Genomic DNA, 26,888 nt, shown 5'->3' on the forward strand with positions numbered 1-26,888 from the left:
TTCTGTCGTTTTGCGGGTGTACGCTTAATTTCTGGAGCACATATGTATAGGGTTTATTAGTTTTGCGGGAACTAAACCGGATTATTATATGTCAGAAGAAGTATCGCTAACGCTGGAGTTAGCCGAAGATTCCATGAAAAAGGCTATTGGTCACCTCGAGGCCGAACTGGTAAAGATCCGCGCCGGCAAGGCCAATCCGCAAATGCTGGAGGGAATCATGGTGGACTACTACGGGTCGTCTACGCCCATCAGCCAGGTGGGCAATATCAGCGTGCTGGATGCCCGCACCCTGACCATCCAGCCCTGGGAAAAGAATATGCTGCAGCCCATCGAAAGAGCGATCATCGCTTCCAATATAGGGATCAACCCCCAGAACGACGGGGTGATCATCCGCCTGTTCCTGCCCCCGCTGACCGAAGAACGCCGCCGCGAGCTGGTGAAGCGTTGCCTGGGTGAGGGCGAACATGCCAAGGTTTCCATCCGCAATATCCGCCGCGATGCTATCGAGAGCATCAAAAAACAGCAGAAGGCCGGCCTGAGCGAAGACGCCGCCAAGGATGCCGAGGCCGATGCCCAGAACCTGACCAATAAATATATTGCCCTGGTGGACAAGCACCTGGCTGCAAAGGAAAAGGAGATCATGGCCGTTTAACGGTCCCGGCCGGGCCGCTGCGGCTGCCCGGCGCCTTGCATTTTTCTGGTAAATAGCAACCCTAACGGTAGTAAAGATGCCCTTCCCCGCGTCTTTATCGAAAACGGCAGGCGGTTGCTATTGCTTTTTTCAGGGTACCCCGTTTCTCTGTTGGTAACCACCTAAATTCCTCTGGTTATGATAAAGCTTGCAGACATCTCTACCCGGGCGCCGGAGCACCTGGAGAAAAAGGAAATCAAGGAGCAGACCCTGGCCCTGCTACAGGAGCTGGACGACCTGCAGAACCTGTTGTATGCGTCGAAATCCCATTCCGTGCTGGTGATCCTGCAGGGCATGGATGCCAGCGGCAAGGATGGCCTGATCCGCAAGGTGCTGGGGCAGATGAACCCGCAGGGCGTGCTGGTGCACTCCTTTAAAACCCCTACGGAAGAGGAAAAAGACCACGACTTTTTATGGCGGGCCCACCTGCGGGCGCCGGCCAAAGGCATGATGCAGGTATTCAACCGCTCGCATTACGAGGACGTGCTCATTACCCGCGTGCACGGCTGGTGCGACGATGATGCCGCCCAAAAACGCTTTGCGGCCATCAACCATTTTGAGCAGCTGCTCAGCCGCCACAATGCCACGGTGATCCTTAAGTTTTACCTGCACATCTCCCGCGAGGAGCAGATGGAACGGCTGCAGGAGCGCCTGCAGAACCCGCAGAAGTACTGGAAGTACAATGCCAAGGATTTTGACGAGTCGGCGCACTGGGACCGCTACCGGGCGATGTACGAGGACGTGTTCGACCATTGCGGCGAGCCGCCCTGGACCATCGTACCCGCCGACCAGAACTGGTATAAGGAATACCTCGTGGCCCTAACGTTGGTGGATACCCTGAAAAAACTCGACATGGCCTATCCGGCGCTCGGAACTTCTAGGTAAAAACCGTATCTTTTTCCCCTCTCTTCTACTAAAATTACGTATATGGGAATGCTTAAAGAGTTTAAAGAATTTGCCGTTAAAGGCAACCTGGTCGATATAGCCGTTGCTTTCGTCATGGGGGCCGCCTTTGGCCGGATCGTCACCGCCCTGACCGAGGGGATCGTCACCCCCCTGGTGGGCCTGCTGCTGGGCGGCTTCGACCTGTCGGACAAGGCTTATATCATCAAGCCGGGCATAGCCGAAGTAAAGGATGGTACCGGCGCCATCGTGCAGCCCGCCGTAGCGGAAGTAGCCGTCAAATGGGGCGCCTTCGTAACGGCCGTCATCGACTTTATCATCGTGGCCTTCGTGATGTTCCTGATCGTAAAAGGCATCAACCGGCTGAAGCGGCAGAAAGAGGCCGCAGCCGAAACCCCGGCCGCACCGCAGTACACCACTTCCGAAAAATTACTGATGGAGATCCGCGACCGCCTGGGAACGCAGAGAATGTAAAATGTAGAATATAAAATGTAAAATGTAAAATATGGATAAAAGGCCAAATGCCTGATTTTCATCCATATTTTACATTTTATATTCTACATTTTACATTCTACATTTACCCTGTGAGTGATTCGTACAAAATAAAATTGCCGCAATTCGAGGGCCCGTTCGACCTGTTGCTGTTCTTCATTGAAAGGGACGAGCTGGACATTTACAATATCCCCATTACCCGGATCATCAACGACTTCCTCGATTACATCCACCACCAGGAGTCGCTGAACATCGAGCTTTCCAGCGAGTTCATCCTGTTTATTTCCACCCTTATGCGCATCAAGGCAAGGATGCTGCTGCCCCGCAAGGACCTCAATGCCCAGGGCGAGGAGATCGACCCCCGGCAGGAGCTGGTGGACAAGATCCTCGAATACAAAAAATACAAGGAGGCGGCCGTGCGCATGGCCGAAATGGAGGCCGAACGCCTGCTGCAGGCTAAAAGGGGCAACGTGCAGCGCGAGCTGGCCGCCATCGGCGAAGAGGCCGGCGAAGGTACCGAGATCCAGACTATTACCCTATTTCGCCTGATGCGGGCCTTTGAGCGGGCGATGCAAAAATACCAGGACCGCTTCAACCGCCCGGTGCATACCGTGGTGCGGTACAGCTATTCCATGGAGCACACCAAGGCCGACATGATCTCCCTGGCCCAGCGCGAACGCACCCTTTCCTTCCGCAAGGTCTTCGAGGGCGTGGAAAACCGCGTGCATGCCATCTTTACCTTTCTTTCCATGCTGGAGCTGGTACAGCAGAAATACCTGCGCATCATTATCGGCGAGGGACGGAACAACTTCCTGGTGGAGTACAACGAAACCGAAGAAGGCCTTACCGACGAGGAGCACATGCACCTGCTTTAAGGAGCCAAAAAGGCCTGCACGCAGCTGAGGCCTATTGCGTAGCTTCTCTACGTAGAAATACTTGTGTTGTTGTAGTGGGTTGTTTTACAGTTTGCTCCCTTGTTTCCCTTAGAGCTTTTTATGTACGGTTCTAACGGAAAAATCCCCTCTCTTGCCGATATTTTAACGGCCATGGATATGGCTGAGCCTACTTTTGCTGCGCCGGGGAAACATCTTTCCGGCCAACCACTACCTAATTGCTGATATGTTGAATATTACGAATGAATTTGGGCCGCAGGGGGCAGAGGGATCCGTGAGCCGCGCCCTCCCTGAAGGGGAGCGGGAGCGAAGGCACCAGGAGGCCCTGTTTCAGAGTATGTACGAGGGAAGCCCGGACTGCATTAAGATATTGGATTTGAACGGACACATCCTGTCCATGAACCAGCAGGGCCTGCGCCTGATCGAGGCCGAAGGGCTGCCGGATGTGCAGGGCGCCTGGTGGCCGGGCTTTTGCACCGGCGACGACCGGCAGGCCGTCCTGGCCGCCATGGAGCGGGCCAAGATGGGCGGCATCGGCCGCTTTGAAGGGTATTGCCCCAGCCGGAAAGGCAAGCCCATGTGGTGGGAAGTGGTGATCACCCCCGTATATGGTGAAGGGGATTCCGTTGTTCAGCTACTGACTTCCTGCCGCGATATTACGCCCCGCTACCAACTGGAGCGCCGGGTAAAGGAAAAGGAAGGACGCCTGCGGCTGGCCCTGGAAGCCGCCCGCATGGGCGCGGTGGATATCGACCTGGTGGCGGAGACAGCCTACCTGGACGACCGTGCCCGCGAACTGTTGTGCTACGAACCGGGAGAGGAGTCCAGCTTGCCCAACTTTATGGCCAAGGTGTATCCCGGCGATACCGCCGTGATGCTGCAGTTTTTCGAAGACCTCCGCCAGGGAAGATCCGTACGCTCCGTCGAGTTCCGCATCGGGCAGGAGGGAGGCGACCTGCGCTGGGTGCGCACCCTGGGCCAGACCTACTTTAACGACCAGGGCCGGCCGGTACGCCGCCGCGGCCTGGTAAAGGATATTACCGAGCAAAAGACCGCCGAGCAAAAGCTGCTGCAAAGCGAGCGGCATTTCCGCAACCTGTTCAACAATGCCCCGGTTTCGATCTGGGAAGAAGATATTTCGGAGGTGATGGCCCTGATCGGGCAACTGAAGGCGGAAGGCGTAACGGATTTCCGGGCCTACCTGGCGCAAAACCCGCTCTTCCTGTTTCAGCTGATCGGGTCGGTGCAGGTGCTGGACGTCAACCGCGCTTCCATCCGCCTGTTTGAAGCGAATAGCAAGGAAGAGCTGGTACAAGGGCTGCACCGCGTGTTCCTGCCGGAAAGCCTCCAGTTGCTGGAAGAAGAACTGGTAGTGCTGGCCTCCGGGGCCACCAGCTTTGAAGGCGAAGCCGTGCTGCAAACCCTGAAGGGCAAAAAAATTACCGTGCTGGTGAGCCTGGACCTGCCGCCCGGTACCGATTACAAGTCGGTGATGGTCAGCCTGACTGATATTACCGAGCGCAAAAAGATGGAAGAGGAGCGGAAAGCCCAGGCGGCCCGCATCGAGCAGATCCTGGAACTGCTGCCCCAGATCGCCTGGGCCTGCACCCCCCTGGGCGAAGCTACCTACCAGTCCGCTGCCTGGTGCGAATACACCGGCCAGAGCTTTGAAGAAGCGCTGGGGATGGGCTATCTCGATGCCATCCATCCCACCGATGTCGAACAGTTCCGCGATGCCTGGCTGCAGGCGGCAGCGGAGGGCGGCGACTTCCGCGGCGAGCTCCGCGTGCGCAAGAAAAACGGGGAATACCACTGGCACCTGATCAAGGGCATTCCCTTTAAAGATGCAGAGGGCACGATCCATTCCTGGGTGGGTTCCTGTACCGACATCCATGAACGGGTGTTGAAGGCCGAAGAACTGGAGCAGATCGTAGCGGCCCGAACGGCCGACCTGCGCCAAACCAATGCGGAGTTGGAACGTTCCAACCGCCAGTTGGAGGAATTCGCCTACGTCGCCTCCCACGACCTGCAGGAGCCCCTGCGCAAGATCCGCACCTTTTCGGGTATGCTCCAACAGCGCGGCGACGCCCTGCCGCCCGACCTGCGCATGTACCTCGGCCGGATCGATCATTCCGCCCAGCGCATGACCGACCTGGTGCACAGCCTGCTGGACTACTCGCGCCTGTCCGGCAACGAGGCGCCGCCCGTGCCGGTGCCCCTGAGGGCCGCTGTGCGGGACGTGGTGATCGACTACGAGTTGCTGATCGCCGAAACAGGCGCCACCCTGAATGTCGGCGCCCTGCCCGTGGTGAAGGCCCAGCCCATGCAACTCCACCAGCTGTTTCAAAACCTCATCAACAATGCCCTGAAATTCTCGGCCCCCGGGATTCCGCCCGTTATCGACATTTCCAGCAGGGAAGTGGCCTTAGAGGAAGGGGTGGCCCTGGGCCTCAATCCCCTCCGCACCTACCAGGAAATAACCGTCCGGGACAACGGCATCGGCTTTGAGCCGGAATTTGCCGAAAAGATCTTCGTGGTGTTCCAGCGCCTGCACGACCGGGGCGCGTACGAAGGCACCGGCATCGGGCTGGCGATCTGCAAAAAGATCGTTACCGGACTGGGCGGCCACATCCGCGCCGTTTCCGAAGTGGGCAAAGGCGCCGCTTTCCATGTGGTGCTGCCCGTAGAGGCCTAAGGGTAGGAGCGGCGGCCGGTGCCGCCCTCTTTGCCACTCTTTTTAAAAGCATATTTCTGCGGGAATATGCTTTTTTGCATTTATGGCGGCCCTTCTGCCGTATTCCCTTTACTTTGCCTCCCGCATCGCTCCTCCGCAACCCACAACCCAAAACATAAACCCTGATTTTCTTGCCCATGTGTTCAAAAACCTTTGCTTTATTGCTTTGTACCCTTTCCCTTACCGCCGGCGCCCAGAGGGTAGAAAAAGACCTGTCCGGCAACGACTGGAAACTCTGGCTGGATACCGCCGCCACCTGGAAAAATGACGTATTGTACACCCCGCCGGTACATGTAACATCCCTGCCGGTAAATCTGCCTACCGGTGGATGGGCCGCCCTGCAAAAGGCGATGGGCAAAACCGTGCACCTGCCGGCCACCGTGGAGCAGTTCTACTGGGGCCGCAACGGCAACCCCTTCGGCGTGGCGGGCAACTATCTCGGCGTTTCCTGGTTCACCACGAAGGTGGCGGTGCCTGCCGCCCTCAAAGGCAAACGCATCGCCTTACAGTTTGAAAGCGTGCGCTTCCGGGCCGAGGTATTCGTCAACGGCCGCCTGCTGGGCTATGACCTGGTGAACGGAACTCCCTTTGAAGTGGACATTACCGGGGCCGTGGTGCCGGGCCAGGTAGCGGAGGTGGCGGTACGCATCACCGATCCCAACGGCAACTTCGACTGGCGCGACTCCCAGAACTTTATGTGGGGTTCCTACCGTACCAACCCCACCCACGGTTTCGGCGGCATCACCGGCCGGGTAAAGCTCGTAGCCACCGACCCCATCCGTTTTACCGATGTGTATGTTCAGAACCAACCTAAAGCAACGCAGGTCGAGGTGGAAGTAACGGCCGATAACGTTTTGGGCAAAACAGCGTCCGGAACGATGAGCCTGGAAGTAAAGGAAGCCAGGGGCGGCCGTGTCGTGTTCCGGCAGTTATACCCCGTCAGCGACCTGGCGCCGGGCACTTCCACCCGCCGCTTTGCCCTGGAGGTAAAGGATGCAAAGCTCTGGAGTGTAGATGACCCCAACCTGTACGTGCTCACCGCCTCCTGGCAGGGCGCCGGCGCTACCGACGCCTTCAGCCGCCGCTTCGGCTTCCGCTGGTTCGAGGTACGCGATATGGACGGCGACCGGCAGTATTACCTCAACGGCAAGCGCATCGTGCTGCGGACCGCCATCTCCTGGGGTTTTTGGCCGGTAAACGGTATCGCCCCTTCCGACAGCCTTGCCCGCAAACAGGTAGCCATTGCCAAACAGCTCGGCCTGAACATGCTCAACTTCCACCGCACCATCGGCCAGCAGAACGTGCTGGACTATGCCGACGAGCTGGGACTGCTCTATTTTGAAGAGCCCGGCGGCAACCAGTACCCCGCCGACCGCTTCAATGCCACCGATGGGCTGGGGAAAAAGCAGGCCGACTTTTACTTCGCCGCCCGTGACGAAAAGTTCTTCCGCATGATCCGCCGCGACCGCAACCACCCCTCGCTGGTGATCTACAACATGCACAACGAGCGGGGCGCCCAGCCGCAGGAGCAGGACCGCCGCCAGATGCAGGCCGGCCACCGCATGGACCCCTCCCGCATCCTGACCTACAACTCGTCGAACGGCCCCATCCAGATGGGTCCCGACCCGCGCTTCAAGCTGCACCTGATGCCCTTCGATACCACGTTCCGCGACTACGGCTGGTTCGACCAGCACCATGCCGGCGGCCCGGGCACCTACCACGACAACCTCTACAAAAACCCCAACGACTACCTGCGCTATACCGACCACAAGGACGAGATCATCTATTATGGGGAGGAAGGTGCCATCGGCACGCCGCCCCGCCTGGAGCTGATCCGCAATGAGATCCTCCGCACCGGCCGCGACATCGGATGGGAAACCGACGCCTACCTCAAATGGTACGACGCCTACAACAGCTTTTTGAAAACCAGCGGCTTTTCTTCCATCTTTCCCTCCGTGGATTCGTTCACCCGCGCCATGGGCAACGTAGCCTTCTACTACCAGGGCCGCGCCATCGAGAACATCCGCATCAACAATACGGTGGACGGCTATGCCGTCAACGGCTGGGAAAGCATGAAGCTTGAAAATCACTCGGGCATCGTGGACAACTACCGCAACCCCAAGGGCGATGTGTCGCTCATTGCGCGCTACAACCGGCCCCTGTACGTGGCGGTAAAGCTGAATCGAAAGGTGCTGTCCGTCGGCGATACCACGGTAATAGACTTGTTCGTGGTGAATGAAAAAGATATCAATGGCGCCTGCCAGCTGGAGGTGACCGCCACCGATGACAAAGGAAAATCGCTTTGGAGCAAAACGCTTTCCGTCAATGTTACGGGCGGCATTACCTACGGCGAGCTGCTGGCCAAAGGACTGCCCTTCGTTCCCTCTACCGAGGGCTATACCACCATCAGGGCTTCCCTGAAACAAGGGGGTAGGGTAGTGGCTGCCGGCGACGACCGGCTGTTTGCCGTAAGGCTGAACACCGCCGGCATCCCGGCCGGTATGGTGGCCGACACCACCGGCCAGCTGGGCGCTTTCCTGCGTTCGGCCGGCATCCATAACTTCCAGGAGTTCAAGGACGGCCGCCCTGAAGGCCAGTACCTGCTGGTGGGCGCCTTCGAGCCCCAGCAAACCGGCAACCCGCTGGTGACCGAGATCCTGGAATGGGTGAACGAAGGCGGCCGCCTGGTAGTAGTGGGCAATACCGAAAAATGGGCCCAGTTCCTGGGGCGCAAGGAAATCGTGGACTACCGCGGCCTGAAAGAGCTGGGAACCACCTGGTACGGTGGCAACTTTTTCGTCAAGCGCCATCCCTTCTTTGCCGGCCTGCCCCAGGCCTGTGTGTTCAACTGGGAGTACCAGAGCCTGGCCACCTACAACAAAAGCCGCTTCGGCCTGCGCATCGAAAACGGCGAAACCGTGGTGGGCTGCGTGTCGGACCACAAGCCCGAAGTGTTCTCCGCCCTCCAGGTGGTGCCCCACGGCCGCGGCAGCGTCGTGCTTTCCTCCCTCGACCTCTATTCCTGCATCCGCGATCTGAAGGCGGAACGGAAAGCCGAGGGCGAAGGCGAGAATGCCGCCATGGCCACCTTCAACACCAGCCAGAAGAATGCGGCCAACGTGGTAGGGCAGCAGCTGTTGTTGAATTTGTTAAAGAACTAAGTAAAGTTCCTGGGTTCCTAAGTTCCTGAGTTTCTGAGTTGTTTGGATAGATAAGGCATCTGCCACCTAAAGAACTCAGGAACTTAGGAACCCAGGAACTATTGAACTTTCTCACGATATCGTTATCGGTAACGATTGCGTAAAAAAAATAGTTAAAGGCCCTTGCGGACCCGGAATATAGGTTTAGAATTGTTGGCTGAAGATTGATTGTTAACTCATTTTAAACCCGGAAAAGGCCGGCCGGAACCTTCGCCCGGGCTCTTTCCAATTGTATTGCGCATGAAAAGAACGTTGAAGTTATTATTGCTTGCCCTGCCTGCACTGGCGGCCCAGGTGGCCACAGCCGCAGGTCCCGATCCCATTCTGCCGGTGGTACAACAGCCGGTTTTCAAAAAAGACACCATTAGCATTGTGAAGTTTGGCGCCAAGGCCGACGGCATTACGCTGAACACCAAAAGCATCAACGACGCCATCGACGCCTGCAGCAAAAAAGGCGGCGGCGTGGTGCTGGTTCCTGCCGGTTTTTGGCTGACGGGCCCCATCGTGCTGAAAAGCAATGTGAACCTGCACCTGCAAAAGAGTGCCCTGATCCAGTTTACGAAAGATAAAAGCCAGTACCCGCTGGTAAAAGGCGACTGGGAAGGCCTGCCCCAGATGCGCAACCAATCGCCCCTGTCCGCCACCAACGCCACCAATGTCGCCATTACCGGCTTCGGCATCCTGGACGGCAACGGCGATGCCTGGCGCATGGTGAAAAGAGACAAGCTGACCGAGACCCAGTGGAAAAAGCTGGTGGCCTCCGGCGGTGTGCTCAGCGACGACAAGAAAAGCTGGTACCCCGACTCGGTATGGCTGAAGGCCGTGAAAATGAAGAACCCCGGCGCCATCGAGCCCGGTAAGACCCAGGCCTTCTACGACTCCATCAAAACCTTCCTGCGCCCCAACATGCTGGTATTTACCAGCTGCAACAAGGTGCTGCTGGAAGGCGTGACCTTCCAGAACAGCCCGGCCTGGAACCTGCACCCCATCCTGTGCGAGAACCTGACCGTACGCAACGTATACGCCAAGAACCCCTGGTACGCCCAGAACGGCGACGGCATCGACGTGGAATCCTGCAAGAACGTGCTGCTCGAGAACAGCACCTTCGACGTGGGTGACGACGGCATCTGCATCAAGTCGGGCCGCGACGCGGCCGGCCGCAAAAGAGGCAGGCCCACCGAGAACATGATCGTGCGCAACTGCACCGTATACCATGCCCACGGCGGCTTCGTGATCGGCTCGGAAATGAGCGGCGGCGCCCGCAACCTGTTCGTGGAAAACTGCACCTTCATCGGCACCGATATCGGCCTGCGCTTCAAGTCGACCCGCGGCCGCGGCGGTGTGGTGGAAAACATCTACATCAAGAACATCATGATGAAAGATATTGTCGGCGATGCCATCCTGTTCGACCTGTATTATGCCGCCCAGGACCCCGTGCCCCTGGCCGGTGAGAAAAGGGAACCGCCGAAAGTACAGACCCTGCCGGTAACCGAAGAAACGCCCCAGTTCCGCAACTTCTTTATCAAGGACGTGATCTGCGACGGCGCTGCGAAAGCCATCTACTTCCGCGGCCTGCCCGAGATGAACGTGAAGAACGTGCAGCTGGAGAACATGGTGCTGCAGGCCAACGAAGGCCTGGACATGACCGAGGCCACCGGCGTTACCCTGCGCAACGTGCAGCTGATCACCAGGGAAACCGCTCCCGTGCTGAACATCCACAACAGCCAGGACGTGAAACTGGAAAAGATCCGCTACAACGACAATGCCGAGCTGCTGCTCAATGTAAGCGGCGAAAAGAGCAAAGGCATTGTGCTGTCGCAAACCGATGCTTCCAAAGCCAAGCAAAAAACGCAGGTAAGCTACGGTGCTACGGAGTCGGCTTTACAGGTGAAATAACCTGAAGCGTTTACGAGTTCACGCGTTCACAAGTTCACGAGTTCGTTTCCCAACCTGGCAGGTTTTAAAAACCTGCCGGGTTTTGTTCGAATCCGGCCATTGACCACTGACCATTGACTATTGACCCATAACGATATTCGCAACATGAAAAAATTTGCCCAAACTCTTTTATTTACCGTGGTTGCCGGCGCCGGTGCGCTGGCGCAAAGCGGTTCCCTGAATGCCACCTCGCAGGCGGCAGCGAAGGGAGAGTCCTATGCCGCCCAGATGGCAAAGACCGTAATGACCATCTGGAGCGATTCGCTGACCCAGCAAAGCCCCGGCCGCACCGCCCGCTGGTCGTACGACCAGGGCGTGATCCTGGAAGGCATCGAAGGCCTGTGGCGCAATACCGCCGATAAAAAGTATTTTAACTACCTCCAGAAGTCCATGGACTTCTTCGTGCAGGAAGACGGTACCATCCGTACCTATCATGCCGGCGAATACAACATCGACCACGTGCTCTGCGGCCGCAACCTGCTGACCCTGTACAAGGTGACCGGCAAGGAAAAATACCGCAAGGCCGTGAACCTGCTGCGCGACCAGCTGCGCACCCACCCCCGCACCAAAGAGGGCGGCTTCTGGCACAAGGAAGTGTACCCCTGGCAGATGTGGCTCGACGGCCTGTACATGGGACAGCCCTTCTATGCTGAGTACGCCGCCACCTTCCGCGAGGATACGGCCTTCAACGACATCGCCAAACAGTTCATCCTGATGGAGCGCCATTCCCGCGATAACAAGACCGGCCTGCTCTACCACGGCTACGACGAGTCGCGCCAGCAGCAATGGGCCGACAAGGTCACCGGCCGCTCGCCCAACTTCTGGGCCCGCGCCATGGGCTGGTACGGCAACGCCCTGGTGGACGCCATCGAGTGGTTCCCTAAGGACCATCCCAAACGGGATTCGCTCATCGGCATCCTCAACCGCTTCGCTACCGCCGTGGCCTCCGTACAGGACAAGGAAACCGGCCTGTGGTGGGACGTGCTGGATATGCCCAAGCGCGAAAAGAACTACTTTGAGGCCTCCGCTTCCAGCATGTTCGTGTACGCCCTGGCCAAAGGCGTGCGCCTGGGCTACCTGCCCCAGAAGTTCGTGCCCGTGGCCCAGAAAGGCTACAAAGGCATCCTGAACCAGTTTGTAAAAACCGAAAACGGCCAGGTAAACCTCCACGGCACCGTGAGTGTATCGGGCCTGGGCGGCAATCCGTACCGCGACGGCAGCTTCGAATACTACATGCGCGAAAAGGTGATCGTGAACGATCCCAAAGGCGTGGGCGCCTTTATCCAGGCGGCCAACGAGATCGACCTCCTGCCTACCCTGCCGGTAGGGAAGGGGAAGACCGTGCTGCTGGACAACTATTTCAACCGCGAATACAACAAGGGGGCGAACGGCGAGCCGCAACTGTTCCACTACGTATGGGACGAAATGGACAACAACGGCCTGAACCTGTTTGGCTACGTGTTCCAGAAGCACGGCGTGGACACCCAGACGCTGGCCACCGCGCCTACCGCCGAAAGCCTCAAAAAAGTGCAGATGTACCTCATCGTGGACCCGGACACCCAGAAGGAAACCGCAAAACCCAACTACATTGAGTCGAAAGATATCGATGTCATTTACAACTGGGTAAAGGACGGCGGCGTGCTGCTGCTGTTCGGCAACGACTCGGGCAACGTGGAGTTCACCCACTTCAACCAGTTGGCCGGCCGCTTCGGCATCCAGTTCAACTACGACAGCCGCAACCGCGTGCAGGGCAGCCAGTACGAGGTGGGCACCTTCGAAATCCCCGCCAAACACGAGATCTTCAAAAACCCCAAAAAGATCTACATCAAGGAATACGCTTCGCAAACCGTGAAGGCGCCTGCGCGGGCCGTTTTTTCCGATAAAGGCGTGGTGGTGATGTCGGTAGCCAAGGTGGGCAAAGGAACCGTGTTTGCCGTAGGCGATCCCTGGTTCTACAACGAATACATCGACGGCCGCAAGCTTCCCGGCGAGCTGGAAAACTATAAGGCCGCCGAAGACCTGGTGCAATGGGCCATCAAACAAGCTAAAAAATAACCAATACACCTCATGAATAAGGTGAAACAACCTATTTCCCTGGCGGCTGCAGCCGTGGCCTTATTGCTTTCCGCAACGGTGCGGGCCCAGGACGCCCTGGCCGACAACATGCTGCTGCACCAGCGCAACGTCGGTGGCTGGCCCAAGCAGATCAACGGCCAGAAAGTCGATTACACCAAAACCCTGACGCCGGCCGAAAAGGCCGGCGTGCAGGCCGGTGCCGGTGGCAAGGACGCCACCATCGACAACCACGCTACCACCAAGGAGATCCGCCACCTGGTGGCCGCCTTCAGGCAAACGGGCAACAAGGCCTACCTGCAGGCGGCCGAAAAAGGCATCCGTTACCTGCTGACCATGCAGAACAACAAGGGCGGCTTTCCCCAATATTACCCGGACATCAGCCTGTATCGCAGCCAGGTGACCTACAACGACAACGCCATGATCGACGCGCTGAACGTTCTGTGGGATGCGGCCCATGCCACAGCGGGCTTTGAGGTGGTGGACGCTGCGTTGAAACAGCCGGCACAACAGGCCATTGAAAAAGCAATCGACTGCATCCTGAAAACCCAGCTGACCGTAAACGGAAAGCTGACCGCCTGGTGCACCCAGTACGACAGCCAAACGCTGCAGCCGGCCAAGGCACGGGCATTTGAGCTGCCCTGTATCAGCGCCGCGGAAAGCGTGGGCATCGTGAACTTTTTAATGAAGGTGGAACAGCCTTCGGCCGACGTAAAAGCCGCCATCGAAGGAGCCGTCAACTGGCTGCGCTCGGTAAAGATCGAGGGGTATAAATATGCCGACATAGCCGACGCCTCCCTGCCCAAAGGAAAGGACCGCGTGGTGCTTCCGGAAGCGGGCAGCGTGCTCTGGGCCCGGTTTTATGACATCGAGACCGGCAAGCCGTTTTTCTGCGGCCGCGACGGCGTGAAGAAGTGGTCCGTGGCCGAGATCGAACACGAACGCCGCATCGGCTACGCCTGGTACGGCACCTGGGCGCAAAAGCTGCTGGACAAGGAGTACCCCAACTGGCAGAAGAAGCAGGCGGCGGGCAATAAACAAGTGGCAAAAGGGAATTCGTTCATTGGGAATTAGGAATTAGGAAGGGAACACTCATTACTCATCATTTATTCATCCTCCCGTGGTATTGTCTCGTTACACCTTAAAAAACATAGAGCAGCAGGGGCTCATCGTACCGGACGAGTCGGTATTTGAGCTGCCCGAAAGGGTGCTGCAGTTCGGCACCGGTGCTTCGATGCGCGGGCTGCCCGACTACTTCATCGACAAGGCCAACCGCCAGGGACTGTTCAACGGGCGGATCGTGGGCGTTAAGCTGAACGGCCAGGGCGATTCCGCCGCTTTTGAAAAGCAGGACGGCCTCTACACCGTCTGCGTCCGCGGATGGGAAGACGGCGTGCGGGTGGAAGAAAACATCATCAACTCCTCCATCAGCCGGGTGCTCAGTGCCGCCGACGAGTGGGAGCAGGTGCTGGAGTGCGCCCACAGCCATAGCATGCAGGTGATCCTTTCCAATACCACCGAGCTGGGCATCCAGCTGGTGAATGAAGATATCCGCCGCCGGCCCCCGGTTTCGTTCCCGGGCAAGTTGCTGGCCTTTTTATACGAACGGTTCCGTGCCTTCGACGGCAGCGCCAAAAGCGGTATGGTGATCGTTCCCACCGAACTCATCCCCGACAACGGCAAGCTGCTGGAATCTATCGTGCTGGAGCTGGCCCACCTCAACGGCCTGGAAGAGGAGTTCATGGAGTGGCTGGAAACCCATAACCATTTTTGCAATTCGCTGGTGGACCGGATTGTGACCAACGAGCCCGGCGGTGAAATGCAGTCGGTCCTGGAAAACGAATTCGGCTATTCCGACCAATTGCTGACCCTGTCGGAGGTGCGCCGCTTCTGGGCCATCGAAGGCAGCGAAGAGGTACGGCAGGTGCTTTCCTTTGCCGCCGCCGACACCAACGTGGTCATCGAACCCGACATTACGGGCTATATGGAGCTGAAGCTGCGCCTGCTCAACGGTACCCACACCCTTTGCTGCGGCCTGGCCTTCCTGGCCGGCTTCGACACGGTGCAGCAGGCCATGGAGGAAAAAGGCATGGAAGCCTTTATTTCGGGGCTGATGCTGGACGAACTGGTACCCGCTTTGCCCTACAACATCAATGCCGGTGAGGCCGGTGCCTTCGGCAAAAATGTGCTGGACCGCTTCCGCAACCCGCACGTGCAGCACCACTGGAAGGACATCTGCAAGCAGTACACCTCCAAGATGAAGACACGGAACATTCCCGTGCTGCTGGCACACTATAAAAAATTTCAATCCGTACCCGAACGCCTGGCCCTGGGATTTGCCGCTTACCTGTTGTATACCAGGCCGGTACGGCAGGAGGGTGGCCGCTCTTACGGGCAGTGCAAGGACCGGGAATACCTGCTGAACGATAAAATGGCCGGGGCCGTTATGAAAAGTTGGAATAACTTAGCCCCCCATAAATTCGTCAGGGAGGTACTGAGCAACACCTCCCTTTGGGGAGAAGACCTGGCGGCATTGCCCGGGTTTTGTGAATCGGTTTCCCGGAAACTGGAACTGCTGATGAGGGAAGGCGCAAGAAATGTAATCCATCAGTTCACTTAATAAATATCGTTGCGTATGAACCATCGTGTCACCAAAGTGCATCCCCACGACAATGTCCTTGTAGCGCTGGCCAACCTGGAGAAGGGGGAAACCGTTTCGTACAACGGATCCTCATACGTGCTTACTGATTCCATCCCTGCCAAACACAAATTCGTAACCGAAGACCTGCGGCCCGGCGACCCCGTCACCATGTACGGCGTGCTCGTGGGAAAAGCCCAGCACCCCATCGCCAAAGGCGGTCTCATCAGTACTTCCAACCTCAAACATGCCGCCAACAGCTTTGCCGTTACCGATACCCGCAAGCTGGACTGGCCCCAACCCGACGTCGCCAAATACCGCGACCGCACCTTTATGGGCTATCACCGCCCCAACGGCCAGGTGGGCACCGCCAATTACTGGCTGGTCGTGCCCATGGTGTTTTGCGAGAACCGCAACCTCAACGTCATCCGCGAAGCCCTGGTGAACGAGCTGGGCTATGGACGCGCCCATGCCAGCAAGGTGGAGGTATCGAAGCTGATCGACCTGTATAAAAGCGGCAGCAGCGTGGACGCTATCCTGTCGGCCGACGTGGCCACCCAACAGCAGGAAGCTCGCAAAACCCGCCTGTTTCCCAACGTGGACGGCATCAAATTTTTGAACCATACCGGCGGCTGCGGCGGTACGAGGCAGGATGCCCAGGCACTTTGCGGGCTGCTGGCCGGCTACATCACCCATCCCAACGTGGCCGGCGCTACCGTGCTGAGCCTCGGCTGCCAGAACGCCCAGGTGCAAATGCTGCAGGACGAGATCGCCAAGCGCGACCCCGGCTTCAGCAAGCCCCTCTATATCCTGGAACAGCAAAAGATCGGCACCGAAGCCGAGCTGATCTCCCAGTCCATCAAGCAAACCTTTGCCGGCCTCGTACAGGCCAACAGCATCCAGCGCCAGCCCGCTCCCCTGAGCCACCTCTGTCTCGGCCTGGAGTGCGGCGGATCGGACGGCTTTTCGGGCATCTCCGCCAACCCGGCCATCGGCTATACCTCCGACCTGCTGGTCGCCCTGGGCGGCCGCGTGATCCTGTCGGAATTCCCCGAACTCTGCGGGGTGGAGCAGGACCTCAGCGACCGCTGCGTGAACGTGGACATCGCCCACCGCTTCGGCCACCTGATGCGCACCTACAGCCAGCGCGCTACGGAGGCGGGCTCGGGCTTCGACATGAACCCTTCGCCCGGCAACATCAAGGACGGCCTCATCACCGACGCCATCAAATCGGCCGGCGCCGCCAAGAAGGGCGGTACTTCGCCGGTAGTGGATGTGCTGGATTATCCCGAGGCGGTGGTGAAGCCCGGGCTGAACCTGCTGTGCACCCCCGGCAACGACGTGGAATCCACCACGGCGGAAGTGGGCTCCGGCGCCAACGTGGTGCTGTTCACCACCGGCCTGGGCACACCCACCGGCAACCCCATCACCCCCGTGGTGAAAGTGGCCTCCAATACCGCCCTGTTCAGGAAGATGCACGACATCATTGACATCAACACCGGCACCATCATCGAAGGGCAGGAAACCATCGAGCAGGCCGGCGAACGTATTTTGGAATACCTGATCGGGGTCGCCAGCGGCGAAACCGAGGTGAGCGCCGTGCGCCACGGACAAGACGATTTTATCCCCTGGAAAAGAGGGGTAAGCCTGTAAGCTCTTTGCTTAACGATTGCTACGCTAGTAAATTTTTTTTTAACCCAAACAAATCACCCCTAAGCCGGGGTGTTCCCCAACTCCCCCTTCACCGGAGGGGCCGGGGGAAGGCATCTTATATGAAAAAGTTTCTTGACGAAAATTTTTTGCTTCAGACAGCTACAGCCCAGCGGTTGTACCACGAGTTTGCCAAAGAAATGCCGATCATCGACTACCATTGCCACCTGCCGCCCGACCAGATCGCAGCGGATCTCAATTTTGAGAACCTGACCCAGATCTGGCTGTACGGTGACCACTACAAGTGGAGGGCCATGCGCTCCAACGGCGTGGACGAAAGCTATTGCACCGGCAACAAGTCCGACTACGAAAAATTCGAAAAGTGGGCCGCTACCGTGCCGTACACCCTGCGCAACCCGCTCTACCACTGGACGCACATGGAGCTGCAGCGCTACTTCGACGTGCACGACATCCTCAACGCCGACTCCGCCCGTAAAATTTACGACGAGTGTACCGCCAAGGTGCAAACGAAGGAGTACTCGGTACGCAACCTGCTGCGCAAAATGAATGTGAAAGTGGTGTGCACCACCGACGATCCGATTGATTCGCTGGAGCACCACAAAGCGATCAAGGAAAGCGGCTTCGAAGTCAAGATCCTTCCCGCTTACCGCCCCGACAAAGCCATGAATGTGGACGACGCCGCCGGCTTCAACGCTTATGTAGCGCAACTGGAGTCGGTTAGTAACACCTCCATCGGCTCATACACCCAATACCTCGACGCCCTGAAACAGCGGCACGACTACTTCGCCTCCATGGGCTGCTCGGTTTCCGACCACGGCCTGGAGCAGGTGTATGCCGAAGACTATACCGATGCCGAGATCGACGCGATCTTCAACAAGATCCGTTCCGGCAGCCAGCTGTCGCTGGAAGAAAACCTGAAAATTAAATCCGCCCTCCTGGTGGTGTTCGCCACCTGGGATTGGGAAAAAGGCTGGGTGCAGCAATACCACCTGGGGGCCCTGCGCAACAACAACCTGCGCATGAAGCGTATCCTGGGCCCCGATACCGGCTGGGATTCCATCGGCGACTTCCCGCAGGCACAGGCCCTGGCCAAGTTCCTGGCCCGCCTGGACCAGAACAACCAGCTGGCCAAGACCATCCTGTACAACCTGAACCCCTCCGACAACGAGCTGATGGCCACCATGATCGGCAACTTCAACGACGGTACCGTTCCGGGCAAGATCCAGTTCGGCTCCGGCTGGTGGTTCCTCGACCAGAAGGACGGCATGATCAAGCAAATGAACGCCCTGTCGAGCCTGGGCCTGCTGAGCCGTTTCGTGGGCATGCTCACCGACTCGCGCAGCTTCCTTTCGTACCCCCGCCACGAGTACTTCCGCCGCATCCTGTGCAACCTGCTGGGCAACGAGATCGAGAACGGCGAGCTGCCCAACGATATCGACTGGACCGGCCAGGTGGTACGCGACATTTGCTTCAACAACGCCAAAAACTACTTTGGCTGGCAGACCGAAGGTGCTGCCGTGAACCAGAAAGCTTCCATCCTCATCTAATAACGAAGAAGATGCATACCATCCGATTTTCGGAACAGTTGGAAAAAATATTCGTAACGGAGGATCAGATCCCGGCAGCCTATGCGCTGCCGGGTGAGATCCACCAGCGCGAATACCTCTCCGATGGCGAGATGAAGCCCTGGAACGGCCCGGTACACGAAGTGTATTCCCCCATCTGCATCCGCACCGAAGAGGGCCTCAAACGCAAGCTCATCGGTACTTACCCCATCTGCACCCAGGAGGAGGCCACCCAAGCCCTCAACGCCGCCGTTCAGGCCTACAACAACGGCCGCGGCCAGTGGCCCACCATGAGCGTGGCCGAACGCATCAAATGCGTCGAGCAGTTCACCCACAAGATGATCCTCAAAAAGGACATCGTCGTCAAACTCATCATGTGGGAGATCGGCAAATCCTGGGCCGACTCCGTAAAAGAATTCGACCGCACCGTCGAGTACATCTATGCCACCATCGATGCGCTCAAGGACGTCGACCGCCAGAGCTCGCGCTTCCAGGTGGAGCAGGGCATCGTGGCCCAGATCCGCCGCTCGCCGCTGGGCGTGGTGCTGTGCATGGGACCGTTCAACTACCCGCTGAACGAAACCTTCACCACCCTCATCCCCGCCATCATCATGGGCAATACCGTGCTGTTCAAGCCGCCCAAGCACGGCACCCTGCTGCACTATCCTTTGCTGGAAGCGTTTAAGGAAGCGTTCCCCAAAGGCGTGGTCAACACCATCTACGGCCGGGGCCATGCCATCGTGCCGCAGCTGATGCAGTCGGGCAAGGTGGACGTGCTCACCCTGATCGGTTCTTCCAAGGTGGCCAACGAGCTCAAAAAGCTGCACCCCAAGGTGAACCGCCTGCGGGCTATTCTGGGCCTGGACGCCAAGAACGCGGCCATCATCACCCAAAATGCCGACCTGAAGCTGGCGGTTCAGGAAACCGTTACCGGTGCGTTGACCTTCAACGGCCAGCGCTGCACGGCTTTAAAGATTATCTACGTGCACCAGCGCATCGCCCAAGAGTTTCTGGAACTGCTGAAGGAAGCGGTAGGCAAGCTTCAATACGGCATGCCGTGGGAGAAGGGCGTCAGCCTGACGCCGCTGCCGGAGCCGGGCAAGCCCGCCTACCTGCAGGAGCTGATCGATGATGCCATCATCAACGGTGGACAGGTGGTGAACGAGAACGGGGGCGACAGCGTGGCTTCGTTCGTGTACCCGGCGATCGTGTACCCGGTCAATGACCGAATGAAGCTGTACCGCGAGGAGCAGTTCGGTCCGATCATCCCGGTGATCCCCTTCGAGGACCTCGAAGAGCCGATCCAGTACCTGATCGATTCGACGCACGGCCAGCAGGTGAGCATATTTTCCAACGATACCGAAGAAGTGGCCTCGATTATCGACCCGGTAGTGAACCAGGTGAGCCGGGTGAACATCAACTGCCAGTGCCAGCGGGGTCCGGACGTGTTTCCGTTTACGGGGCGCAAGGACAGTGCGGAAGGGACGTTGTCGGTGGTGGATGCGCTGCGGTCGTTTTCGATCCGTTCGCTGGTGGCCACGAAGCTGACCGAGCAGAACAAGCAACTGATCAATGACATTGTGCACAGCGAAAGCTCGAACTTTTTAAGCACACGCTATATTTTTTAACGTGAATGGTCGATGGTGAATGGTGAACTTACCCGAGCCTGATGACTGCAACGATTCACCATTCACCATTCTCTATTGACGCTTATTCCATGAATAAAATTTGTTGTTTCGGAGAACTGATGCTGCGTATTTCGCCGGCGGCCAACGATGCCCTGGCGGAAAATCCCATGATGGTTTATGTGGGAGGCGCCGAGGCCAACGTAGCCACTGCCCTGGCGGGTTGGAACCTGCCGGTAAAATACTGTACCGTGCTGCCCGATAACTTTATGTCGCGGCACGTGATCCATTACCTCGAATACAAAGGCATTTACACCGCCTCCATCCTGTACGCTGGCAACCGCATCGGCATTTATTTCCTCGAGCGGGGCGCCGACCTCAAAGGAAGCATGGTGTACGACCGCGAACATTCCGCCTTTTCGCAGCTGAAAAGGGGCATGATCGACTGGGACAAGGTATTCCAGGACGTGAACTGGCTGGATTTTTCCGCCATTTCGCCGGCGCTGAACGAGAACGTGGCCGATGTGTGCCTGGAGGCCGTGGAAGCGGCCGCCCGCCGCAAGATCACCATCTCGGTGGACCTCAACTACCGTTCGCGCCTGTGGAAGTTCGGCAAAAAACCGATCGAGATCATGCCGCAGCTGGTGCAATACTGCGACGTGGTGATGGGCAACATCTGGTCGGCCAATACCCTGCTGGGAACGACCATCGACCCCCAGATCCACGAGAAAGGCACCAAGCAGGCCTACCTCGACCATTCGGAAGCCACCTCCAAAGAGATCATCGACCTATTTCCAAAGGTGAAGGTGGTCGCCAACACCTTCCGCTTCGATGGCAACGCCAACGATATTCTTTATTACACCACCCTGTTCAAGGACGGGCAGCTGTACAGCTCTGATGAGTTTACCTGCAAAGGGGTGGTGGACCGGTCGGGCAGCGGCGACTGCTTTATGGCCGGCATCATCTACGGCCTGTATAAAGACCTGGCGCCCCAGGAACTGATCGATTATGCCACGGCAGCCGCCTTCGGCAAATTGCAGGAACCCGGCGACGCCACCGGCCAGGACGTACTCACCGTTTCGAAATTAAGAACTGCATACAAACACTAAAAAGCCCTTTACACTATGTCTGCACAAACAGAGACAAGACTTTTAAGCAAGAAGACGTACACCGGTTTTCGTGAATACCCGGAGAAAGTGCTCCAGTTCGGCGAAGGAAACTTCCTGCGCTGCTTCGTGGACTGGATGTTCCACGAACTGAACAAGAAAGCCAACTTTAACGGCTCCATCGTCGTGGTGCAGCCCATCGACAGGGGTATGGTGGACATGCTCAACGACCAGGACGGCCTGTACACCCTGTACCTGCGCGGCCTGGTGAACGGCGAGCCCCAGAGCACCCACGACACCATCGACGTGATCAGCCGCGGCATCAACCCCTACGCTGACTTCGGCGCCTACCTGCAGACCGCCGAGAACCCCGAAATGCGTTACATCATTTCCAATACCACCGAGGCCGGTATCTCCTTTAACGAGAACGACCAGCCCGGCGATCAGCCCCCGGCTTCCTTCCCCGGCAAACTGGCCGTGTGGCTGAACCACCGCTACCAGACCTTCAAAGGCGATGCTTCCAAGGGCGTGCACATCATCCCCTGCGAGCTGATCGAGAAGAACGGTGAGAACCTGAAGCGCATCCTGCTGCAACTGGCCGAGAAATGGGGCTACGAGCAAGGATTCGTACAGTGGCTGAACGAGGCCTGCACCTTCAGCAACACCCTGGTGGACCGCATCGTTCCGGGCTATCCCCGTGAGCGCATTGCCGAGATCACTGCCGAGCTGGGATACGAAGACAAGCAGGTAGTAGAAGGCGAGCCCTTCCACCTGTGGGTGATCGAAGCCCCGGAGAACCTGCAGCAGGAGCTGCCGTTCCCCTCCATTGGCCTGGACGTGAAATACGTAAAAGACATCACGCCTTACCGCACCCGTAAAGTGCGCATCCTGAACGGCGCCCATACCACCCTGGTACCCGTGGCTTACCTCTACGGTATCGATACCGTACGCGAGTCCGTGGAGCACCCCGTAGTGGGCAAGTTCCTGCGGGACGCCATCTTCGAAGAGATCATCCCGACCCTGGACCTGTCCAAGGAAGAGCTGGAGCAGTTTGCCGGCGAGGTGATCGACCGTTTCCGCAACCCCTACATCAAGCACCTGCTGATGAGCATTTCCCTGAACTCCTGGCCGAAGTTCGAAACCCGCGTGCTGCCTTCCGTACTGGAATATGTAAAGCGCAAAGGTTCCGTACCCCAGCACCTGGCCTTCTCCCTGGCCGCCACCATCGCCTTCTACAAAGGCAAGCGCGGTGAAGAGACCATCGCCCTGAACGATGACGCCGGCAACCTGGAGCTGCTGAAGAATGCCTGGGCCAAAGCCGACGGCAGCGAAGCTTCGCTGAAGAACATCGTAACCGAAGTGCTGGGCTACCAGAAGAACTGGAAGCAGGACCTGAACGCCGTTCCGGGCCTGACAGAAGCGGTGACCAAACATCTCATCAACATCGAGCAGCAAGGCATGCAGAAGGCGATTGAGTTGATTTAACCACCCTTTTACCTTACAATAAAGCTATTCCAACGATTTTTGCATGGCAAACGCAGCCGTATTTGATAAATTTGGTATCTATTCTTTAGCCGGCAAGCGGCCCGGATTGTTGGGATAGCTTTAAATATTAAAAACACTAATTCATGAAGGAATTCATTAAAATCCATTCCCGCGACAATGTGGTGATTGCCCTGCAACACCTTTCGAAAGGAAAAACCATTGAAGTGGATGGACAAAGCCTGGAACTGCTCAGCGATGTGGAGCGTGGTCACAAAATTGCCCTGACCGACATTCAGGAAGGCGAGGATGTTTTAAAATATGGCTACCCCATCGGTTATGCTACTGTAAGCATTAAGAAGGGCGAGCATGTGCACGTGCAGAACGTACGCACCAAGCTGAACGATGTATTTGAGTATTCTTATGATCCGGCCCTGAACGAGCTGGTACACCCCAAGCGCAACCTGACCTTCAACGGCTACCGCCGGAACAATGGTGAAGTAGGGATCCGCAACGAGATCTGGATCGTGCCGACCGTAGGCTGTGTCAACGGTATTGCCGAGCAGATCATCCGTGAGTTCAAAGCCGAGGTAAACCCCACCGATATTGACGGGATTGAAGTGTTCAAGCACAGCTACGGTTGTTCCCAGCTGGGCGATGACCACGAGAACACCCGTAAGATCCTGTCCAACATTGCCCTGCACCCCAACGCCGGCGGCGTGCTGATCCTGGGTCTGGGTTGTGAGAACAACAAGATCGACGAATTTGAAGCCGGCCTGGGCGAGTACGACAAGAGCCGCGTAAAATTCCTTTCCAGCCAGAAAGCGCAGAACGAAGTGGAAGAGTGCGTAAAGCTGCTGAAAGAAATTTATGCAGTAGTAAGCCAGGACAAGCGCGAGCCTATTCCCATTTCCGAGCTGAAGATCGGCCTGAAGTGCGGTGGTTCCGACGGCCTGTCCGGTATCACGGCCAACCCCCTGCTGGGTTATTTCTCCGACTTCCTCATCAGCCAGGGTGGTACTACCACGCTGACCGAGGTTCCGGAAATGTTCGGCGCCGAAACCATCCTGATGGGTCGTTGCGTGAACCGGGAAGTGTTCGACAAGACCGTATCGCTGATCAACGATTTTAAGCAATACTTTATCGACCTGAAGCAGCCGATCTACGAAAACCCCTCTCCGGGCAACAAGGCCGGCGGTATCTCCACCCTGGAAGATAAGTCGCTGGGTTGTACCCAGAAGGGCGGTATTGCCAACGTAACCGATGTGCTGAAGTACGGTGAGCGCCTGAAAACCAAGGGCCTGAACCTGCTGAGCGCCCCCGGTAACGACCTGGTGGCCACTACGGCCCTGGGTTCGGTAGGTTGCCACATGGTGCTGTTCACCACCGGTCGCGGTACGCCGTTCGGCTCGTTCATACCGACGCTGAAGATCGCCACCAACTCCGAGCTGGCCAAGAACAAGCCCCACTGGATCGACTACAATGCCGGTCCGCTGGCCGAAGACAAATCCTTCGACGAGGCCCTGGAGGAGTTTATCCAGAAGATCATTCGCGTGGCTAACGGCGAAAAAGCCCACCACGAGAAAGGCGGCTTCCGCGAGATCGCCATCTTCAAAACCGGTGTAACCCTGTAAGCCTCACCCCCGGCCCCTCTCCATGTGGAGAGGGGTGCCCAAATCAGTAGCTTATCCTACTGGTTATGAGTAAGGAGAGACCTATAAAAGAGGAAAGCCTTTTCCACATCGGAAAAGGCTTTCCTCTTTTTATTATGTCCTACTTCAAACCTGTAGGAAAAAACTATAGTTTGGGCACCCCTCTCCAGATGGAGAGGGGCCGGGGGTGAGGTTGAGGCTAGAAACTTAGACCTACGCCTACTTTGAACGAGCGGTTGTAGGATTCGAGGCGTTTGTTGGCGTCGGCCTTGGACATGCCGTAGTCGTAGGACGCCCTCACGTTGATGCCGTAGGGGAACTGGTAGCCGATACCACCGGTGAGGCCGGCATCCCAGCGGTTGAATTGTTCGGTGGCATCCATGGTTTTATCCAGCATGTTGAAGCCCAGGGCGCCGGCGGTGGTGCGCAGGTTGGCCTTGGCCAGGTAAGAAAGCTGCGGGCCGCCGAAGATCTCGAAACCGCCGATGGAGCCTTTCAGCAGCAGCGGCATGTCGATGTATTGCGATGTCAGCTGTGCCTTACCGTTAATGCCGAGGAAGTCCATGCCTTTTATATTGAATTTGCCCCTCATTTCATAACCTTTCTGTGTGTAGTACACACCTGGTTCCACCGACAATCCTTCGGTCAGGGGAAGGTTGACGTAGGCGCCGGCGAAATAACCCGTACGGCTATGCGTGGTGATGTTGCCGTCGGCATATTCCAGCAGGTCCTGGAGGTTATTGACGGCTTCGCCTTTCATGCTGGCGGAAGACAAACCGCCCCGTACGCCGAAGGAGGGCTTTAAGGAAGATCCGGTTTGCGCCATGGCCAGGGAGGAGATCAGGAGGGTGAGCAGAAGGAGTAAACTTGGCTTTTTCATGTGTCGGTGGGAACGCGTTTTTCAGGTGTTCCGGATACTGAGAACTGAAAAGCGGGGGAATGATTAATGGCGCATCGGTAAGGTTATGTTAAAGGGAAAGGGCAATAAAAAAGACGTTGCGAAACAACGTCTCTGCGGGCGAAGCGGTAATCCTTCAGGCTTTGCGGATGAGGTTGCCGATCGCCAGGCCAACGGCCATGAATATAGAGGCGGCGACTAAGGCCGCTTTTCTTGCCTGTTCTCTGGTCATATGCGTTTCATTTTTGACAGCCAGGGGCTCCCTATATCCCTGCAAATAAAAAGCCCGGTTTCTCGGAAGCTATACAAATTGGCGCAGCCATTCTTTGGCCGCCCGGTCGTCCGAAAAGCTTTTCATGGGTATGGGCGGCGGTTTCAGGCGGAACAGGATATTCATGATCAGCTTTGCCAGCCCGGGTTTCGACACCATGGCCATGGCCTTATATACATGGGGCAGCTGCTCGGTGGAAAACTGCCTCGTTTCCTTATCGGGAACGGGGGAGGGGGCCAGGTAGATCAGCAGCGGCATTTTGGTATTGTTGGTGATCTGCCGGACCAGGGCGATGTTTTCGGAAATATTTTGCACGGTCCGCTTCGGGCTTTTGGAAAGCGAAACCAGGATGCCGTCCTCGATCCAGTAAGTGGCAATGGCGCCTTCAAAAACGGCACGGTCGGCGGGTGGGGTGATCGGTGTCATGGATGGAAGCGAAGCTAACAGTTCTGAAGAATCTATCGAAAAAAGCCCGGAAGCTTCAAACCTCCGGGCCTTTATATCGTACTATGTAATTGGTACTTCGTACTTAGATTTTCACTTTCACCACCAATTTCTTGATGTTGCCTTCGCCGATCATGGGGGCGTGTACGTCTTCGGGGTAGAAGATCACGAACTGGCCGTCGGTCAGGGTGAAATACATTTCGGGTTTGTCGCTGTAGAAGATCACGTCCTTCTCGGTATTGAACTCACCCTTGGGCTGGGTTACTTTGGCCCGGGGGGTCCAGCCGATGGTTTCGCTGCCCTGCAGGCACAGCTGGATGTCGATGTAGCTGTTGTGGGCTTCGAACTTGGCGTCCTCGGCCTTCACACCGTCCTTGGAGGAAACGGAAGCGTGCAGGTCGCGGCCGTCGATTTCGAACTTACCCACTTCCAGGGCGTTCAGGTCCAGGGTTTTCAGGTATTCGAAGGCCTGGGCGAGGCGGGGGTGCAGGCTGGCGTATTTGCCGGCATTTTCTAAAGTATCAATAACCATTGCTCAAGAATTTAAGAGGTTGGGATAAGGTTTATAAAAAAGTCCGTCGCAGCAGTGACGCCGGACGGACCTTTTATCTTATT

The 26,888-nt window shown here is 57.3% G+C and carries 19 protein-coding genes; 16 read left to right on the top strand and 3 right to left on the bottom strand.

The genetic code is table 11. The features are described 5' to 3' along the window. Positions 1–88 precede the first annotated feature (88 nt). The 16 genes from frr to V9K67_RS02380 all read left to right on the top strand — a co-directional run bounded on the left by frr (position 89) and on the right by V9K67_RS02380 (position 24,642). A complete protein-coding gene (frr, locus tag V9K67_RS02305; protein WP_336719787.1) occupies positions 89–652 on the top strand; it encodes a ribosome recycling factor in 564 nt (187 codons plus the stop codon). Positions 653–829: 177 nt separating this feature from the next. Then, the gene (locus V9K67_RS02310) at positions 830–1,576 is read left to right on the top strand and encodes a PPK2 family polyphosphate kinase (protein WP_336719788.1); all 747 of its coding nucleotides are present in this window, start codon (positions 830–832) and stop codon (positions 1,574–1,576) included. A 42-nt stretch (positions 1,577–1,618) separates the two neighbouring features. Beyond that, positions 1,619–2,068 carry a large conductance mechanosensitive channel protein MscL gene (gene mscL / locus V9K67_RS02315; RefSeq protein WP_336719789.1) on the top strand — a complete coding sequence of 150 codons (450 nt, stop codon included), beginning with the start codon at positions 1,619–1,621 and terminating at the stop codon, positions 2,066–2,068. A 110-nt stretch (positions 2,069–2,178) separates the two neighbouring features. Further along, entirely contained in the window at positions 2,179–2,961 is a 783-nt protein-coding gene (locus V9K67_RS02320) for a segregation and condensation protein A (protein ID WP_336719790.1), read from the top strand. Between the two features lie 244 nt (positions 2,962–3,205). After that, entirely contained in the window at positions 3,206–5,674 is a 2,469-nt protein-coding gene (locus tag V9K67_RS02325; protein WP_336719791.1) for a PAS domain-containing sensor histidine kinase, read from the top strand. Between the two features lie 176 nt (positions 5,675–5,850). Further along, on the top strand, positions 5,851–8,874 hold the full coding sequence (locus V9K67_RS02330) for a glycoside hydrolase family 2 protein (protein ID WP_336719793.1): 3,024 nt from the start codon (positions 5,851–5,853) through the stop codon (positions 8,872–8,874). A 279-nt stretch (positions 8,875–9,153) separates the two neighbouring features. Continuing rightward, positions 9,154–10,809, top strand: coding sequence for a glycoside hydrolase family 28 protein (locus tag V9K67_RS02335; protein WP_336719794.1), 1,656 nt, complete (start codon positions 9,154–9,156; stop codon positions 10,807–10,809). A 144-nt stretch (positions 10,810–10,953) separates the two neighbouring features. Further along, positions 10,954–12,903 (top strand): glycoside hydrolase family 88 protein, encoded by a 1,950-nt coding sequence (locus V9K67_RS02340; protein ID WP_336719795.1) that lies wholly within the window; start codon positions 10,954–10,956, stop codon positions 12,901–12,903. Positions 12,904–12,915: 12 nt separating this feature from the next. Further along, on the top strand, positions 12,916–13,995 hold the full coding sequence (pelA, locus tag V9K67_RS02345) for a pectate lyase (RefSeq protein ID WP_336719796.1): 1,080 nt from the start codon (positions 12,916–12,918) through the stop codon (positions 13,993–13,995). A 46-nt stretch (positions 13,996–14,041) separates the two neighbouring features. Further along, a complete protein-coding gene (locus V9K67_RS02350; protein ID WP_336719797.1) occupies positions 14,042–15,541 on the top strand; it encodes a tagaturonate reductase in 1,500 nt (499 codons plus the stop codon). A gap of 15 nt (positions 15,542–15,556) precedes the next feature. Beyond that, positions 15,557–17,212 carry a UxaA family hydrolase gene (locus V9K67_RS02355; protein WP_336719798.1) on the top strand — a complete coding sequence of 552 codons (1,656 nt, stop codon included), beginning with the start codon at positions 15,557–15,559 and terminating at the stop codon, positions 17,210–17,212. Between the two features lie 119 nt (positions 17,213–17,331). Next, positions 17,332–18,777, top strand: coding sequence for a glucuronate isomerase (gene uxaC / locus V9K67_RS02360; protein ID WP_336719799.1), 1,446 nt, complete (start codon positions 17,332–17,334; stop codon positions 18,775–18,777). Between the two features lie 11 nt (positions 18,778–18,788). Further along, positions 18,789–20,423, top strand: a complete 1,635-nt coding sequence (locus V9K67_RS02365) for an NADP-dependent glyceraldehyde-3-phosphate dehydrogenase (protein WP_336719800.1) — start codon at positions 18,789–18,791, stop codon at positions 20,421–20,423. Positions 20,424–20,512: 89 nt separating this feature from the next. Beyond that, positions 20,513–21,529 carry a sugar kinase gene (locus V9K67_RS02370; RefSeq protein WP_336719801.1) on the top strand — a complete coding sequence of 339 codons (1,017 nt, stop codon included), beginning with the start codon at positions 20,513–20,515 and terminating at the stop codon, positions 21,527–21,529. Positions 21,530–21,544: 15 nt separating this feature from the next. Further along, positions 21,545–23,011 (top strand): tagaturonate reductase, encoded by a 1,467-nt coding sequence (locus tag V9K67_RS02375; RefSeq protein ID WP_336719803.1) that lies wholly within the window; start codon positions 21,545–21,547, stop codon positions 23,009–23,011. Between the two features lie 143 nt (positions 23,012–23,154). Then, positions 23,155–24,642, top strand: a complete 1,488-nt coding sequence (locus V9K67_RS02380) for a UxaA family hydrolase (protein ID WP_336719805.1) — start codon at positions 23,155–23,157, stop codon at positions 24,640–24,642. Between the two features lie 217 nt (positions 24,643–24,859). Here V9K67_RS02380 and V9K67_RS02385 read toward each other — a convergent pair whose 3' ends face one another. The 3 genes from V9K67_RS02385 to V9K67_RS02395 all read right to left on the bottom strand — a co-directional run bounded on the left by V9K67_RS02385 (position 24,860) and on the right by V9K67_RS02395 (position 26,805). After that, positions 24,860–25,540 carry a porin family protein gene (locus V9K67_RS02385; protein ID WP_336719806.1) on the bottom strand — a complete coding sequence of 227 codons (681 nt, stop codon included), beginning with the start codon at positions 25,538–25,540 and terminating at the stop codon, positions 24,860–24,862. 319 nt (positions 25,541–25,859) lie between these two features. Beyond that, on the bottom strand, positions 25,860–26,255 hold the full coding sequence (locus V9K67_RS02390; RefSeq protein WP_336719807.1) for a DUF7793 family protein: 396 nt from the start codon (positions 26,253–26,255) through the stop codon (positions 25,860–25,862). A 103-nt stretch (positions 26,256–26,358) separates the two neighbouring features. Continuing rightward, entirely contained in the window at positions 26,359–26,805 is a 447-nt protein-coding gene (locus tag V9K67_RS02395) for a NanQ anomerase/TabA/YiaL family protein (RefSeq protein ID WP_336719808.1), read from the bottom strand. Positions 26,806–26,888 lie beyond the last annotated feature (83 nt).

The organism is Huijunlia imazamoxiresistens (genome assembly GCF_037132455.1).
Classification (GTDB): domain Bacteria; phylum Bacteroidota; class Bacteroidia; order Chitinophagales; family Chitinophagaceae; genus Flavisolibacter; species Flavisolibacter imazamoxiresistens.